The organism is Nocardia sp. NPDC055321 (assembly GCF_053645575.1).
This window is the reverse complement of record NZ_JBSHMS010000029.1, coordinates 1-14,823: the sequence shown is the minus strand read 5'-3', so window position 1 is coordinate 14,823 and position 14,823 is coordinate 1. Positions and strand designations below refer to the sequence as shown.

The window sequence follows — 14,823 nt, the reverse complement described above, 5'->3', positions numbered from 1 at the left end:
CCTCCGGCCTACTGGCCCTGGTAGATGGCGAGGATTCCACAAAATCATGAGGATCTCCTCATGTTTGGTCGCGGGCCTCCGGCGTACTCCCGGGTATTTCGGTACGGACGTACCAGAACATTCAGAAACATGACCCTCCCTCATGTTTGAAGGCGCTGGTGAGGCCGGTTACATCGGTGAAGGAAATATGAGGGCTCCTCACATTGGCGGTTACCAAATCGTTATAAGCCCAGGTAGGGTTACCGACCAGTACGCCACGCCCGCCCGGTGCTTCTGGTTCCTCGCGAGGCCCGGTAGAGTTTGGACGGTCGTACCGTTAGCGCGAGTGGCGAAATTGGCATACGCGCCAGATTTAGGTTCTGGTGTCCACGGACGTGCGGGTTCAAGTCCCGCCTCGCGCACTTCAAGATCCCGGCAAATCGCCCACCCCGGCGACGCCGGGATTTTGCGTTTCGGAAGGTTGCCAGACAGTTCCCCAGCGCCGCAGTAACTATCGAGCAACCCTCGCGCGTTCGGGCGCAACCGCGACGGCCGGATCCGGGCGGTGCGGCATCATGCCACGGCCGCGACGGGCCGCCCCGGCGTTTCCCGGCGCGAAGTCGTTGAGCGGGACGGGATCTGGCAGGCGGGGCCCGCTGTGGTCACGCTGACGGCGCACAGTCCCCTCTCCGCAAAGGCTCTCGAACGATGAAGTTCCCCCGCACCGGTACCGTTCTGCTCGCCGCCGTCTCGGGCGTAGGGCTCGCGATCGCTCCCGTCGCCGAGCCCGCGCCCGCCTCGGCCGACCTCGGCGGCCTCGGCGTGCGCTACGTCAACTCGGTGACGCTGCCGGACGATCTGAGCTTCGGCGGGTTCCCGGTGGGCGGACTGTCCGGCATCGACTACAGCCCGGCCGCGCGAAGCTATCTGGCCGTCAGCGACAACCGCGGCGAGCAGGGGCCGGTGCGGGCCTACACCCTCGAGCTGCCGATCGGCGCGGACGGCACGCTGGGTCAGCCACGCTTCGACACCCTGATTCAGTTGCGCGACAACGATGGTCGGCCGTACGCGCCGCGCGCGGCGGACACCGAGTCGATTCGCTGGCTGCCGACGCAACAGGGCTTCTATTACACGAGTGAGGGCGAGGCCAAGACCGGCCGCCCGGGTTTCCTGCGGCAGGCGGCGATGGACGGGTCCTTCGTGCGCGACCTGCCCGTCCCGGCCGCTTTCACCCCGGAACTGGACGATGCGGGCGTCCCGGTCGCGGGTATCCGCGACAATCTCGGATTCGAGGCCATGGCACCGTCGTTCGACAACACCGCACTGGTCGCGGTCAGCGAGAACGCGCTCGTGCAGGACGGCCCGGCCGCCGGCACGGAGGTGGAGAGCCGGGCGCGGCTGGTGCAGATCCAGGTCGCCACCGGCGCCGATCTCGCCGAGTACATCTATCCCACCGACCGGGTCGCACCCGGGGCGATACCGTCCGCCGCCGGTGTCGCGGAGATCCTCCCGCTCGATGCCGGGCGGTTCCTGACCCTGGAGCGCGGCTACGACCCGCGTACCGGCTTCACCGCCCGCATCTACGAAACCTCGGTTGCCGGTGCGGATCCGGTGACCGGCCTGGCGGTCGCGCCCGCCACTGCCCGCGCGATGAGCAAGAAGCTGCTGTTCGATTTCACCGCCAACGGCATCGACCCGCAGTGCGCCGAGGGCATGACCTGGGGCCCCGCCCTGCGCGGTGGCGCCCGCTCCCTGATCCTGGTGTCGGACAACAACTTCGGGGTGGCGGGCAAGACCGCGTTCCACCTGCTGGCAGTCGAGAGCGGCGGTATCAGCACCGGCAGCTGAGCGCGGACGGCGACGCGGTCGCTCGAAACCGGTTGGCTCGGTGTGAAGTACACGCGACTCGCGGCGGGGACCGAGCAGGGCGGGTGCGGGCGGGGCAAACCGGGTGGGCGATGAACACGGTCCGGGGTGGAGCCGGGCGCCGCTGACCACACCGGCGCACCCACTCGGCCGCGCAAACATGAGCAACCGGCTCGGGCCGCGCGTGGAGCTGCCATCGACGCAGCTCAGCGCGGCTTTCGAGCATCGGTGGCCGGACCGCGGACGCGAGTTGTCACCCGACCGAATCGGCCCGACGCTGAGGGCATGGAGTATCGCGAATACCTGAAATTCGTTCCGGCGCGGTTCGTGTCGGACCCGTTCCTCGAACCGGTATCCACCTGGTGGGAGTGGCGGGACCGCCGCGTCCACGTGGCGCGGACCGTCGACCCGCAAGCGCCCGTGCGGGTCCTGGCGATCCACGGCGGGGGCGGGCACGCGGGCCTGCTCTGGCCGCTGGCCGCGCAGGCGGGACCGGCGGGCGCGGAGGTGCTCGCCATCGACCTGCCGCTGTACGGGGACACGGTCGAGCCGCACCCATGCTCGGTGCGGTACGGCGACTGGGTGGAGCTGCTGTGCGAATTCGCCAGAGAGCAGGCGGCATCGGATCCGCGGCCGCTGGTGGTGTTCGGGGCGAGCATGGGCGGCATGCTGGCCTACGAGGTGGCGGCCCGGACCGGCGTGGTGGCGCACGTCGTGGCGACCTGCCTGCTCGATCCCGCGGACCCGGCCGCCCGGCGGGCCGCCGCGCGCTGGTCGTTCACCGGCCCGTTCGCGCCCGCCCTGCTGGGCGCGGTGGAACCGGTGCTGGGCGGGGTGCGGGTCCCGATCCGCTGGCTGGTTGACATGCGCAACATGAGCCTGAACCCCGACCTGACACGGCTGTGCGCGCACGATCCCCGCGGCGGCGGAGTCCGGGTGCCACTGGGGTTCCTGTCGAGCTTCCTCCGATACAGCCACACCGCACCGGAGCTGTTCACGAAAACCCCTGTCACCCTGGTACATCCCGCTGAGGATCGCTGGACGCCGCCTGAGCTGAGCGTGAGCGTCCTCGAAAAGCTCACCGTGCCTACCGAACTCGTACTCCTCGACGGCTGCGGTCACTTCCCCGTCGAGGAGCCCGGCATCGATCAGCTGGCCGATGCCCTGCGCGGGGTCCTCGCGGCGGTGCGCTCGACCGCCTCGGGCTCTACACGGGCCATAGACTGACCGGAACTGCCGGTCGATGACGGCTCACCTGCCTCGCCGGACCGCTCACGTGGAGCGTCGGGCACCGAGTTCTCGGACTGCGAGCCGTCCGATCGAAATCAGTTCACCGAGCGCTCGTTTCGGCGGATCCGGGGCGCCGGGGCGGGTCACCGAGTAGCCGGTACACCAGGTCCATCAGCTGGTCGGTGTCCACGGAACGGTAAATCAGGACGCGGTGCAGGTGGGTGTCGATGCCGTGCACCACGGTCCGGGCGGTCAGCGCCGGGTCGGGATCGCCCCGGCCGCAGCGCGTCAGGTGGTGGGCGACCTCGTCGGCGAGGTGTTCCTCGAACGCGCGCAGCGCGGCCAGTTCCACCATGTCGCGCGGGGCGACGCGGTGCATGAGCGCGTGCAGGACCGGCCGATCACGGTGCAGCTCGACGACGGTGTCCAGGATCGTCCGCAGGGTCTGCTCGAAAGGCGGTTCCGTTCGGCGTAATTCGGCGAACACCACCCCCAGCCGGACCGCGCCGTCACTCAGATGGCGCTCGGCGAGCGCGCGCAGCAACGCGTGCTTGTCCGGAAAGTATTGGTAGAGCGTGCCGATCGAGACACCGGCCCGTTCCGCGATCCGGTTGGTCGTCGCCGCCAAACCCTCGCGCGAGAACATCTGCGCGGCCGCTTCCAGCACGATCTCCACCGTCTCGCGGGACCGGCGCTGCCTGGGTGTCCGGCGTCGGACTTCGGTCATATCCCCCACGGTAGTTCGTCCGGGCCCGGCACGGTGCGCCTCATGGGCGGCGCCCATCGGCCCCGGTCACCACCTGGTCAGCCCGGTGAAGCTGTCCGCGCCGATCGCACGGCGGTCGATACCGTGCCGGATGAGCAGCTCCCTGGTCGTCTTCAGCATCGCCGGCGGTCCGGCGACGTAGTAGCGCGCGTTCGGGTTGGCGGCGGCGACCCCGAGCAACACCTCCCCCAGCGTGCCGCGGTCGCAGCGATGCCAAGGAAAGTCCGATGCCTCGTACTCCTCGGCGCACAGCGTGCCGCGACTCGCGACCTGGACCACGGTGACCGGCTGGGTGGGGCGGCGCTGCGCGGTGAAGCGCACCATGGACCGGAACGGCGCCATGCCGACGCCGCCGCCGATGAGAACCACCGGCGTGGTGGTGAATTCGGGGAGCACGAGCGTCCCGTGCACCCCGAAGAACCTGACCTGCGCACCGGGCTCGAGGGTGCGCAGCGTGTACTGATACCTGCTGTTGGAGGAACCGTCGACCAGAAAGTCGATCGTCTCGTCGAGCGGGCTCGAGGCGATCGAGAGCTCCCGGATATTGGTGCTGAGGCCGAGCACCGGGCCCGGCAGCATGAGGTGGCCGTACTGGCCCGCGGCGAATCGGATCGGACGGGCCGGCCGGAATCGGTAGAGATGGGTCAGGTCGTACTCGCGTCTGCGATCCACGAGGGTGAGGGTGGGCATGAGATCTCCTGTGGCGACGGACTCGCCGGGTCGGAAGGGTGAATCGTGGTGCGCCCGAATGGTCGCGGCGCTCAACCCGCGGTGACCGGTAGCACCGGGTCCGGTGTGCGATCACCCGGCTCGGCCGTATCTGCGGCGTCCGGCCCGCTGAGGTCCGAGCGCCGGATCCGGGCGGCGAACACGATGCCCGCCAGCGCGATGAGCGCTGTCACGGTGAAGGTTTCGTGGTAGGCGGTGAAGATAGCGCCCTGCCGGGCTACCGCGTCGACGGCATCACCCGCCGCGTCCAGGTGCACACCGGACCGCACGCTCAGCAGCGTTGCCACCACCGCGACGCCGACCGCCGCCGCGACCTGTTTCGCCGTGCTGAAGACCGCCGACGCGCGGGCGGTGGCCTCACCGGTGATGGTCGCGAAGGTCGCCGCCTGCAGCGGAATCATGGTCAGCCCCATGGCCATTCCGAGCACGAACAGAATGCCGCGCAGCAGCCACAGGGAGCTGTCCGCATCGACGAACAGGAAGCCCAGATTGCCCAGCGCCGTCCCTCCGAGGCCCGCGATGAGCATCGGCCGCGGTCCGAGCCGGGTGTAGAGCGAGCTCGCCAGGGGCATCACCGCCACCATGCCCAGGGCCTGGAACGCGGTGATCAGCCCGGATTGCGTGGCGCTCAGGCCGAGTTGCTGCTGCAGCAGCAACGGCGCCAGGAAGAGCACGCCCATCATGGCGCCGGTCGCGACGCCGGTGACGATGTTGCCGAGCCGGAACAGCCGATCACCGAACAGCCGCAGGTCCAGCAGTGGCGCGCGTTTCCGCAATTCCAGCACCACCAGCGCCACGCCGAGCACGAAACCACCACCGGCGGTGAGCAGTACGATCGGATCGGTCCAGCCCGCGCTCGGCCCGCGTTCGAGTCCGAAGAGCATTCCGGCGAGCGCGGCCCCGGCCAGCACGAAACCCGCCGCGTCGAAGCGGCCCGGCACGCTCACCTCGTCGTCGTCGCGCAGCGCGAAGACCACGAACGCCAGCGCGGCGATGCCGATGGGCAGATTGAGGTAGAAGATCCAGCGCCAGGAGGCGGCGTCGACGAGCCATCCGCCGAGCACCGGCCCCAGCGTCGGCGCGAGTGCGGCCGGAACCGCCAGGACCGCGGAGGCTTTCGCGCGTTCGCCGGGCGGGAAGGCCCGGAACAGCATGGCGGTGCCGACCGGGGTGAGCATGCCGCCGCCCACGCCCTGCAGGAATCGCGCCGCGGTGAGCATCTCCAGGGAGGTGGCCAGCCCCGCGACGAGCGAGGCCGCGGTGAAGATCACCACCGCGAAGCCGAAGGTGCGGCGGGCCCCGAACCGATCCGCGACCCAACCCGAGGCGGGGATGAAGACGGCCAGGCTGATCAGGTAACCGGTGACCGGCCATTGCAGCCGGCTCGCGTCGGCGCCGAATTCGCGGCCCAGCGCGGGCAGCGCGGTGTTGAGAACCGTCATGTCGAGCAGTTCCATGAACAACCCGAACACGAACGCCGTGGCCACGAGCCACTTGTAGGGCACACGCATCGCTGCTCCTCGACGGGCCTGGGTGGTGATCGCAGGATCGCCACATCGGATGAATGTACGATACGGTATCGTACACTTAAGGCCGGGTCAACGCCGTCCCACCTGCATGAACAGGCAAAACGGCCGGTCGACACGGGCCCGAATGGTTAGATTGATACGAAACCGTCTCGTATGAATGGGAGCCGCGAATGTCCGCGCCGAAGTCCTCGCTGCCGCGCAGCCGAATGACGCCCGAGCGCATAGGCGAGCTCTACGACGCCGTCCTGAGCCTGCTCGCGGAGGTCGGCTACGACGCGCTGACCATCGACGCGGTCGCCGCGCGGGCGCGCACCAGCAAGACCACGCTGTACCGGCAGTGGAGCGGCAAACCCGATCTGGTGGCGAGCGCCCTGCGCCACATCGGACCGGCCCCGGAGGCCGATTTCGACACCGGGAGCCTGCGCGGCGACCTGCTCGCGCTGGCCGCACGGCAACCTGACGATGACCGAGCGGCCGCAATCATCCCGGCCATGAACGAGGCGGCGCGGCGCGATCCCATGCTGCACAACACTTTACGTGAACTCATCTTCGATCCCACCATGCGCGCGTTCACCAGCGCACTCGATCGCGCCGAGGCCCGCGGCGAACTCGCGCCGAACTCCCCCGCCCGCGACTACATCGTTCACCTGATGATGGGCGCGAGCATGGCCTACACCGTGATCGAGAACCGGGCGCCCGACGCCCGTTTCATCGAGCGCTATATCGACGCAGTGGTCATGCCCGCGCTGGGCGTGCGCTGACGGCGGCCGGGTGCGGCCGCCCGGTGGCGACGCGAACGGGGTGCGCCCCGATCACGCGGGATCGCGCCGGTCGTCCAGGTAGTGCCGCAGCACGGCGGCGAGCAGTTCGACCCGGGGCGCGTCCGCGTCGGACAGCGGGCGCAGGGCGGTGTGGATGGCATCGCCGTCGAAGAACGTGCTCACCAATGAATCCAGGGCGGACAGCTGCTCGGGGGTGAGCCCGCGCAGCGCCGGGATGGTCGCGCCGTCGGTCCGGGGTAGCGGCGAATAGGCCGCCCGGACCGCTCGAAGTCGTTCGCGCAGTGCGGAATCCGTCCGGGCGGCGACGGTCAGTTCCAGCCAGACGGCGTTGAGCGGATCGTGTGCGACCGCGCGCCACCGCGCGAGCACCTCGCCGATGTCGCCGTAGTCGGGCAACTCCTCCATCCCAGTCGCGAGCTGCTCCATCCGCCGCCTGCCGACCTCCTCGGCCGTGGCGGCGACCAGATCGGCGAGGGTGTCGAAACGGCCGAAGAGACCGCCGTGCGACACCCCCGCGCGCCAGCAGACCTCCTTGACGGTGACCCCCGTGTATCCGGCCTCGACGATCGTCAGAATGGTCGCGTCGATGAGCAATCGGCTGGTTTCGGCCCGCCGCTCGGCCTGCGTGCGCCGAGTCCCCGCCACGTGCTTCCCTCTCCGCCGAGCCTCACCCGCGGGGTCGAATTCCGTCCCGCGGGTCCGCCCCGGTGCGCTGACCGCACCGGCTGCGCGTACGTCAATGTCCCTGGCGCACAGGCTCGTTCGCACTGCGGTGCGCGCGCTGACGACGCCACTCCAGCGCGAGGACGACCCCGCCCGCCAGGAAGAGCAGGACGCTGGCCACGCCCGCGATCACGGCCCAGCCCCCGAATCCGTAACCGCCGGCGACCAGGGTGAGGCCGAGGCCGAGTATGCCCAGGCCGATCAGCACGATCCCGACGATGTTGACACCGTCCTCGATGCCCTCGCCGGCGTGTTTGCGCGGGGTCCGCGCGATGCGCTGCTGCCAACTCTGCGTCATGACACCTCCTCGCGCGCCGATGCGGCACGCTCCGATTCATCCCTGTTCCGGCACTACCCCCCGATTCGGGATCGAATCCCCCGGCCATAAACACCTGGCCTTGTAAGGTCACCCTAAGTTAGGCTTCGATCATGGGTGAACAGGTGTCGCTGGGTGCGATCCAAGAAACACTGTTGATTCCGCTGTACGGCCGCGCGCAGGACGCGCGGCGGCGGCCGAGCGTCCTGAACGACCGGCGCGCGATCGAGCTCGTCGAAGCCATCGACTACGACTTCACCGGTTTCCGCGGCCCCTCGCTGTCCGGTTCGGTGTTGCGCGCCTCCATCTTCGACGAATACGTGCGCGGGTTCCTGCGCGAGCACCCCGAGGGCACCGTCGTCGATCTCGGCTGCGGTCTCTCGACCCGATTCGACCGGCTGGACAACGGCAGGTTGCGCTGGTTCGACCTCGACGTCGAGGACACGATGGCCTTGCGGCGCAGGTTCTTCCAGGACGGCGACCGCTATACCATGATCGCCGGGTCGCTGTTCGACACCGACTGGTTCGAGCGGGTCACCGAGCGCGGCGGACCGCTGTTCCTGCTGAGCGAGGCCGTGCTGCTCTACTTCCCGGCCGAGCGCGTGCACGCGGTGCTACGCCAGCTCGCCACCCGATTCCCTTCCACCCCACTGGCTTTCGATACCGGCGGGCAGCTCATGATGAAGAGCCAGGACCGAAATCCGGTCTTCCAGGCGGTCACCGCGCGCATGCAGTGGGTCTGCGACGATCCGGCCACCCTGCAACAGCACGGTCTGCGCCTGCAGGATTCGCGCACTTTCGCCCAGCCGCAGCCGGCCGTAGCCCGCGACTGGCCGTTCAAATACCGTGCCGTGGCCAAGCTCTTCGGCTGGGCGCCGGCGGTCACGACCTACAAGCTCAACCTGTTCACCACCGACCCGGCCTGAGCGCCGAGACCGGCCCCGGCGGCGATACGCTCCGGGGCCGTGTCCGGCTAGACGCCGAGCCCGCGCGCGAGCACCGGCCAGGACGCGACCAATTCGTCGTCCCAGTAACCCCAGGAATGGGTGCCGTAGGGCCGCAGCACGACCGTGGCCGCGATACCGAGTTCGTCCAGCCGCTCGCCCATGCTCCGGGTGCACTGGTCGGTGGCGGCCTCGATGATGCCGCCCACCAGCAGCTGATTCGCCAGCGCGCCGACGCCCGTGCCGACCATGCGGCGGTCGCCGACCCGGTCGTAGGGTCCGGGCAGGCCGTTGCCGCTGGACAGGTAGAGCTCGATTCCGCGCAGCCCCTCCGCGTTCAGGTACGGATCATTGGCGATCCAGTGCGGATCCTCCGAACCGCCGTACATGTTCGCCGCGTCGCTGCCGCTGTAGCCGACGGTGAGCCGCACGAACGCCTGTCCGATGGGATCGGAGATCCGGGCGCAGCCGCTGTAGGCGGCCACCGCGCTGTAGAGGCCGGGCTTGGCGATCGGCAGTTGCAGCACCGAGGTGCCGGACATCGACACGCCCGCGATGGCGTTCACGCCGTTCGAGCCCAGGGCCGCGTTCATGAGCGGCGGCAGTTCCTCGGTCAGGTAGGTCTTCCACTTGACCACGCCCAGGCGCGGATCGGGTGAGCGCCAGTCGGTGTAGTACGACCCGGCGCCGCCGATCGGCTGCACCACGTTGATGCTCTTGTCCGCCAGGAACTCCTCCGCGCGCGTCTGGTGATCCCAGGTGCCGATGCCGATGCCGCCGCTGCCGCCGTTGAGCAGGTACAGGATCGGGCGCGGCACGGTGGTGTCGGCCGGGCGCTGCACCTCGACGGTGAGTTCGGTGTCCATGGCGACCGAGTACACGGTGAACACCAGGTGCCGGTCCTGCTCGGTCCGCGACCGCACGACGTACGACCCGTTGGGCGCGACGACGGCGCCGGGTGGTGCGGTGGCGGCGGCGGGTGGTGCGTCCGGCTCGCTCGGTTCCGGGGCGGCGGTACACAGGGCCGACGGCAGGAGAACGGTGAGAATGCCTGCGGCAATCAGCGCCGCCGCGGCGCGCATGGACGAGCGAGAAAACACCTGCTGGGCCTACTTCTTCCGCACCGCTGCCGCGTGCTCGCAGCGGCGTTCAACTTCTGATTAGCTGGAACGACGCCCGCACCCTACGACAGATTCGGCGGGTATGGGTGTGCGAAGTCTGTCACCCGTTGATAAACGGCAGGTTTCCAAATCCTGACAGCGCGGTTGGTTCTGCTCCGGTGGAGTCTTACTCCCCTGCGGCGCGCCGGTCCGGGTTACGGTGGAGGGCGTCTGCTCACCGATCGATCGTTCCGTGGAGGCGATTTGCGCGTCATCGCTCGCATACTGCTCGTGGTGCTGATGCTGGCCGGTGGCGCCGGTCTGGTGGGTCCGGCGGCGGTCGCCGCGCCGGTGAATCCGGCCATCGACGAAGTCAGCGCGAGCGAGATCGACCAGTTGCTGGCCGTGCGTCGCGACGCGCCCGCCGGCATCGGCAAGGGCGAGTTGATCGAGCTGCTGTCCGCGCGCTTCCTGGGCACGCCGTACGGCGCGAATATGCTCGTCGGATCGGCGGACCGGCCCGAGGAGCTGATCGTCGACCTGCGCCGGGTGGACTGCTTCACCTTCCTCGATTACGTCGAGGCGCTCACACGGTCGACGACCCGCGCGGAGTTCGTCGCCAATCTCGTCGACACCCGGTACGCCGGTGGCGAAGTCGCGTTCGCCAAGCGCAAGCACTTCTTCACCGACTGGGCGAACACGCCCCGGATCGCGGCCACCGACATCACCGGGACCCTGTCCCCCGTCGCGGTCAGCGTGCCGAAGCGGCTGAACGTCAAGGGCGACGGCGGTTCCTATCTGCCCGGTCTGCCCGCCGTCGACCGTGCGATCACCTACATCCCGGCGGGTGCGGTGAACGACGCGGTCGTCTCGCAGCTGCGCACCGGTGACTACGTCGCGGCCTACGCGGATCTGCCGGGCCTCGATGTCACGCACGTGGGCATTTTCGTGCGGACCCCGAACGGCCCGGTCTTCCGCAACGCCAGCTCCCTGGCCGCGTACCAGGTGGTGGATACACCGTTCGCCGAGTACGTCGGCACCACCCCGGGGCTCGTGGTCCTTCGCCCGCAGTGAGTGGGCGCCCATCCATCGTGCGGCTGTGATGGGGGCGGCGGGACCGGTGGGTAGCCGCGAAGCGACATCGGTGAAAGATCGAGGGCCGCACCGGTAACCGGTGCGGCCCTCGATCGGCCTAGTGCCCGGCGATCACGCCGGGCGCGCGGTTCACAGCACCAGGATCGGCTTGATGGTCGTGCCCTCGTGGGCGTCGTGCAGCGCGGTGTTGATCTCGTCGAACGCGTAGCGCCGCGAGATCTTCTCGATCGGGAACTTGCCCGCCCGATGCCATTCGATCAGCTGCGGAATGAATTCCTGTGGGTCGCAGCTGCCCTCGATGCAGCCGCGCACGGCCTTGCCGTTGCCGATCAGGTGGCCGATCTCGAAGTCCATGGTCGCCTCGCCCAGGCCGACCAGCACGAGGGTGCCGCGCGGGGCCAGCGCCAGCAGCGCCTTGGCGATGACCGGATTGGCCGCGGTGGTGTCCAGGGCGAAGTTCGCGCCGCCGCCGGTGGCCGCCTGGATCTGGGCCACGACGTCCTCGGCCGCGCCGTCGATGGTCGCCGCCGCCCCGAGTTCCTTTGCCAGGGTGAGCCTTTCGGCCGACAGGTCGACCGCGACCACGTTCTCGACCCCGAGCGCCCGCGCGGCCAGCAGCGCGGACATGCCGACCCCGCCGACCCCGAAGATCACGATGGACTCGTGCGCGGCCGGCCGCATGACGTTGGCGACCGCGCCCGCACCGGTCTGCACACCGCAGCCGAACGGGGAGCTGGCGACGAGATCGACGTCGTCGCCCACCACGACCACGCTGCGCCGCGAGACCAGCGCGTGAGTCGCGAAGCTGGACTGCCCGAAGAACACCCCCATCACCCGCTCCCCGTCCTGGCTCAGCGGTGAGGTGAAGTCGGAGCGCCCGCCCGAGGTGTTGCGCACCACGAAGTTCTCGCAGTAGGACGGCACGCCCGCGGCGCACTGCCCGCAGTCCCCGCAGCTGCTGTAGGTCAGCAGCACGTGATCGCCGACCTTGACGTCGTCGACGTCCGACCCGACCTGCTCGACGATGCCGGACCCCTCGTGCCCGAGCACGATCGGCAGCTCCGCCGGAAACACGCTCTTGGTCACCAGGTCCGTATGGCATACCCCGCTCGCGACGATCCGCACGAGCACCTCGTCGGCGCGCGGCTCCTCGAGGGTGACGGCTTCGAGCCCGAGCGGGGCCTGCGCCCCGCGCGCAACCGCGGCTGTGATGTCCACCGGGACACTTCCCTTCCCAAGGTCGGCGAAGCGACTCTCACGCCGATTCACCTGCACCCTAGGCGACCGGGAGCGGTATTTCTAGAACCTGTTTCAGTTGGTGGACACGTGCCTTGACAGCTGCCCGGTCAGCTCCCCGAAAGCACCAGCAACAGATCGCCGCCGTCGACCTGCTGGACCCTGCCGATCGCCACGCGATCGACCACGCCCGCGTGCGGTGCGGTGATCGCGGCCTCCATCTTCATGGCCTCGATGGTGGCCACGGTGTCGCCGGCGTCGACGCGGTCACCCTGGGACACCGCGACGGTCACCACGCCGGAGAAGGGCGCGGCCAGCTGGGCGGGGTCGGTGGGGTCGGCCTTCTCGGCCATGGGGACCTGCTGAGCGAGGGAGCGGTCACGCACCTGGACCTGGCGGAGCTGGCCGTTGAGGAGGCAGACGACGGTGCGCAGGCCGCGGTCGTCGGGCTCGGAGACGGCTTCGAGGTTGATCAGGAGGGTGACGCCCTTGTCGAGCTGGACGCGGTGCTCCTCGTCGTGGCGCAGGCCGTAGAAGAACTGGTTGGCGGACAGGGCGGAGATGTCGCCGTACTTCTCGCGGTGCGCGAGGAACTCGGCGGTCGGTCCGGGGAACAGCAGGCGGTTGAGGGTGGCGCGGCGTTCGGGGGACGTGCCGTTCAGGCCCGCTTCGTCCTCGGGGGTGAGCGGGGTTTCCGGCTTGGCCGCGCCGCGTCCGGCCAGGGCGCGGCTGCGGAACGGCTCGGGCCACCCGCCGGCCGGGGTGCCGAGTTCTCCACGCAGGAAACCGATCACCGAATCGGGGACGTCGAAACGCGCGGGGTCCGCGGCGAAGTCGTCGATCTCGACGTTCTTGCCGACGAGGGCGAGGGCGAGGTCACCGACGACCTTGGAGGACGGGGTCACCTTGACCAGGCGGCCCAGGAGCCGGTCCGCCGCAGCGTATTTCGCCTCCACCTCCTCGAACTGATCTCCCAGGCCCAGCGCGATGGCCTGCTGGCGCAGGTTCGAGAGCTGACCACCGGGAATCTCGTGGGTGTACACGCGACCCGTCGGGCCCGGAAGTCCGGACTCGAAGGGCGCGTAGACCTTTCGCAGCGCCTCCCAGTACGGCTCGAGGTCGCACACGTTCTGCAGGTTCAGGCCGGTGTCGTGCGGGGAATTCGCGGTCGCGGCCACGATCGCCGACAGCGCGGGCTGACTCGTGGTCCCGGCCATCGGCGCCGACGCACCATCGACGGCGTCCGCGCCTGCCTGCCAGGCGGCGAGGTAGGTCGCGAGCTGACCACCCGGGGTGTCATGGGTGTGCACATGCACCGGCAGATCGAACTCACGACGCAACGCCGTCACCAGCGTCGTCGCCGCGGGCGCGCGCAGCAGGCCCGCCATGTCCTTGATGCCGATGACGTGCGCACCGGCTTCCACGATCTGCTCGGCCAGTTTCAGGTAGTAGTCGAGGGTGTACAGATCCTCGTTCGGGTTCGACAGGTCCCCGGTGTACGAGAGCGCGACTTCGGCCAGCGTGGTGCCGGTTTCGCGCACCGCGTCGATCGCCGGGCGCATCTGGTCCACGTTGTTGAGGGCGTCGAAGATGCGGAAGATGTCGATACCGGTTGCCGCGGCCTCGGAAACGAATGTGCGCGTGACCTTTTCGGGGTATGGCGTGTAGCCGACGGTGTTCCGTCCCCGCAGCAGCATCTGCAGGTTGATGTTCGGCACCGCTTCGCGCAGCGCGGCGAGGCGCTCCCACGGGTCCTCGTACAGGAACCGCAAGGCCACGTCATAGGTTGCGCCGCCCCAGCATTCGATGGACAGCAGCTCCGGCGTCATGCGCGCCACGTGCCCCGCGACCGCGAGGAGCCCGCTGGTCCGGACCCGCGTCGCGAGCAGCGACTGGTGCGCGTCGCGGAAGGTGGTGTCGGTGACAGCGAGGGCCTTCTGCTCGCGCAGCGCGCGGGCGAACCCCTCCGGACCCAGTTCGAGGAGCCGATCCCGCGATCCGGCGGGCGGCGGCACCGTCATGTCGAGGGCGGGCAGCTTGTCGTGCGGATACACCGTGGTCGGGCGCGGACCGTGCGGCTTGTTGACGGTGACGTCGGCCAGGTAGTCCAGAATCTTCGAGGCGCGATCGGCCGATGTGCGCTTGGTGCGCAGTTCGGGCCGCTCGTCGATGAACGAGGTGGTGACCCGGCCGGCCTGGAAGTCCGGGTCGTCCAGAACAGCCTGCAGGAAGCCGATATTGGTGGCCAGACCGCGAATGCGGAACTCGGTCACGGCCCGGCGGGCGCGGGCGACCGCGGTGTTGAAATCGCGCCCGCGGCAGGTGAGCTTGACCAGCATGGAGTCGAAGTAGGCACCGACCTCGGCGCCGACGTTCGCGCCGCCGTCCAGGCGTACGCCCGCGCCGCCCGGCGAGCGGTACCCGGTGATACGGCCGGTGTCGGGCCGGAACCCGTTGGCCGGATCCTCGGTCGTGATACGGCACTGCAACGCCGCACCGCGAATGACGATCGAGTCCTGACTCAACCC

The 14,823-nt window shown here is 69.4% G+C and carries 13 protein-coding genes and 1 tRNA gene; 6 read left to right on the top strand and 8 right to left on the bottom strand.

Translation table 11 applies throughout. From position 1 onward, the window contains the following. Positions 1 to 319 precede the first annotated feature (319 nt). The 3 genes from ACWIGI_RS34045 (at position 320) to ACWIGI_RS34035 (ending at position 3,072) form a co-directional block, all read left to right on the top strand. Positions 320 to 401: transfer RNA gene (locus tag ACWIGI_RS34045), tRNA-Leu, on the top strand. Positions 402 to 687: 286 nt separating this feature from the next. Continuing rightward, on the top strand, positions 688 to 1,827 hold the full coding sequence (locus tag ACWIGI_RS34040) for an esterase-like activity of phytase family protein (protein ID WP_454207370.1): 1,140 nt from the start codon (positions 688 to 690) through the stop codon (positions 1,825 to 1,827). Between the two features lie 303 nt (positions 1,828 to 2,130). Then, positions 2,131 to 3,072 (top strand): alpha/beta hydrolase, encoded by a 942-nt coding sequence (locus ACWIGI_RS34035; protein WP_454207368.1) that lies wholly within the window; start codon positions 2,131 to 2,133, stop codon positions 3,070 to 3,072. Between the two features lie 103 nt (positions 3,073 to 3,175). Here the strand turns inward: ACWIGI_RS34035 and ACWIGI_RS34030 are convergent, their stop codons facing one another. The 3 genes from ACWIGI_RS34030 to ACWIGI_RS34020 all read right to left on the bottom strand — a co-directional run bounded on the left by ACWIGI_RS34030 (position 3,176) and on the right by ACWIGI_RS34020 (position 6,081). Next, on the bottom strand, positions 3,176 to 3,802 hold the full coding sequence (locus ACWIGI_RS34030; RefSeq protein WP_454207366.1) for a TetR/AcrR family transcriptional regulator: 627 nt from the start codon (positions 3,800 to 3,802) through the stop codon (positions 3,176 to 3,178). Positions 3,803 to 3,868: 66 nt separating this feature from the next. After that, on the bottom strand, positions 3,869 to 4,531 hold the full coding sequence (locus ACWIGI_RS34025) for an FAD-dependent oxidoreductase (RefSeq protein ID WP_454207365.1): 663 nt from the start codon (positions 4,529 to 4,531) through the stop codon (positions 3,869 to 3,871). A gap of 71 nt (positions 4,532 to 4,602) precedes the next feature. Next, positions 4,603 to 6,081 (bottom strand): MDR family MFS transporter, encoded by a 1,479-nt coding sequence (locus ACWIGI_RS34020; RefSeq protein WP_454207363.1) that lies wholly within the window; start codon positions 6,079 to 6,081, stop codon positions 4,603 to 4,605. Positions 6,082 to 6,269: 188 nt separating this feature from the next. Between ACWIGI_RS34020 and ACWIGI_RS34015 the strand changes: the two genes are divergently transcribed. After that, positions 6,270 to 6,860, top strand: coding sequence for a TetR/AcrR family transcriptional regulator (locus tag ACWIGI_RS34015; protein ID WP_454207362.1), 591 nt, complete (start codon positions 6,270 to 6,272; stop codon positions 6,858 to 6,860). Positions 6,861 to 6,911: 51 nt separating this feature from the next. Here the strand turns inward: ACWIGI_RS34015 and ACWIGI_RS34010 are convergent, their stop codons facing one another. Together ACWIGI_RS34010 and ACWIGI_RS34005 are read right to left on the bottom strand one after the other, a co-directional pair. After that, positions 6,912 to 7,526 (bottom strand): TetR/AcrR family transcriptional regulator, encoded by a 615-nt coding sequence (locus ACWIGI_RS34010; protein ID WP_454207361.1) that lies wholly within the window; start codon positions 7,524 to 7,526, stop codon positions 6,912 to 6,914. A 91-nt stretch (positions 7,527 to 7,617) separates the two neighbouring features. Beyond that, entirely contained in the window at positions 7,618 to 7,902 is a 285-nt protein-coding gene (locus tag ACWIGI_RS34005; protein WP_454207359.1) for a hypothetical protein, read from the bottom strand. 131 nt (positions 7,903 to 8,033) lie between these two features. Between ACWIGI_RS34005 and ACWIGI_RS34000 the strand changes: the two genes are divergently transcribed. Further along, complete coding sequence (locus tag ACWIGI_RS34000) at positions 8,034 to 8,846, top strand: class I SAM-dependent methyltransferase (protein WP_454207358.1); 813 nt, start codon at positions 8,034 to 8,036, stop codon at positions 8,844 to 8,846. Positions 8,847 to 8,893: 47 nt separating this feature from the next. Here the strand turns inward: ACWIGI_RS34000 and ACWIGI_RS33995 are convergent, their stop codons facing one another. Further along, positions 8,894 to 9,946, bottom strand: coding sequence for an alpha/beta hydrolase (locus ACWIGI_RS33995; protein WP_454207483.1), 1,053 nt, complete (start codon positions 9,944 to 9,946; stop codon positions 8,894 to 8,896). Between the two features lie 318 nt (positions 9,947 to 10,264). Between ACWIGI_RS33995 and ACWIGI_RS33990 the strand changes: the two genes are divergently transcribed. Continuing rightward, entirely contained in the window at positions 10,265 to 11,038 is a 774-nt protein-coding gene (locus ACWIGI_RS33990; protein ID WP_454207481.1) for a DUF1460 domain-containing protein, read from the top strand. A 150-nt stretch (positions 11,039 to 11,188) separates the two neighbouring features. On the opposite strand, the gene ACWIGI_RS33985 is transcribed toward ACWIGI_RS33990, so the two are convergent. Together ACWIGI_RS33985 and ACWIGI_RS33980 are read right to left on the bottom strand one after the other, a co-directional pair. Continuing rightward, positions 11,189 to 12,277, bottom strand: a complete 1,089-nt coding sequence (locus tag ACWIGI_RS33985; protein ID WP_454207356.1) for an NAD(P)-dependent alcohol dehydrogenase — start codon at positions 12,275 to 12,277, stop codon at positions 11,189 to 11,191. A 128-nt stretch (positions 12,278 to 12,405) separates the two neighbouring features. Then, positions 12,406 to 14,823, bottom strand: a 2,418-nt coding sequence (locus ACWIGI_RS33980; RefSeq protein WP_454207355.1) for a pyruvate carboxylase, incomplete at its 5' end; no start/stop codon positions are given.

What these genes read in the sequence shown, in the direction of transcription:
- ACWIGI_RS34040 (WP_454207370.1), top strand. Translation starts at nt 688, where the DNA reads ATGAAGTTCCCCCGCACCGGTACCGTTCTGCTCGCCGCCGTCTCGGGC.
- ACWIGI_RS34035 (WP_454207368.1), top strand. Translation starts at nt 2,131, where the DNA reads ATGGAGTATCGCGAATACCTGAAATTCGTTCCGGCGCGGTTCGTGTCG.
- ACWIGI_RS34030 (WP_454207366.1), bottom strand. Translation starts at nt 3,802, where the DNA reads ATGACCGAAGTCCGACGCCGGACACCCAGGCAGCGCCGGTCCCGCGAG.
- ACWIGI_RS34025 (WP_454207365.1), bottom strand. Translation starts at nt 4,531, where the DNA reads ATGCCCACCCTCACCCTCGTGGATCGCAGACGCGAGTACGACCTGACC.
- ACWIGI_RS34020 (WP_454207363.1), bottom strand. Translation starts at nt 6,081, where the DNA reads ATGCGTGTGCCCTACAAGTGGCTCGTGGCCACGGCGTTCGTGTTCGGG.
- ACWIGI_RS34015 (WP_454207362.1), top strand. Translation starts at nt 6,270, where the DNA reads ATGTCCGCGCCGAAGTCCTCGCTGCCGCGCAGCCGAATGACGCCCGAG.
- ACWIGI_RS34005 (WP_454207359.1), bottom strand. Translation starts at nt 7,902, where the DNA reads ATGACGCAGAGTTGGCAGCAGCGCATCGCGCGGACCCCGCGCAAACAC.
- ACWIGI_RS34000 (WP_454207358.1), top strand. Translation starts at nt 8,034, where the DNA reads ATGGGTGAACAGGTGTCGCTGGGTGCGATCCAAGAAACACTGTTGATT.
- ACWIGI_RS33995 (WP_454207483.1), bottom strand. Translation starts at nt 9,946, where the DNA reads ATGCGCGCCGCGGCGGCGCTGATTGCCGCAGGCATTCTCACCGTTCTC.
- ACWIGI_RS33990 (WP_454207481.1), top strand. Translation starts at nt 10,265, where the DNA reads ATGCTGGCCGGTGGCGCCGGTCTGGTGGGTCCGGCGGCGGTCGCCGCG.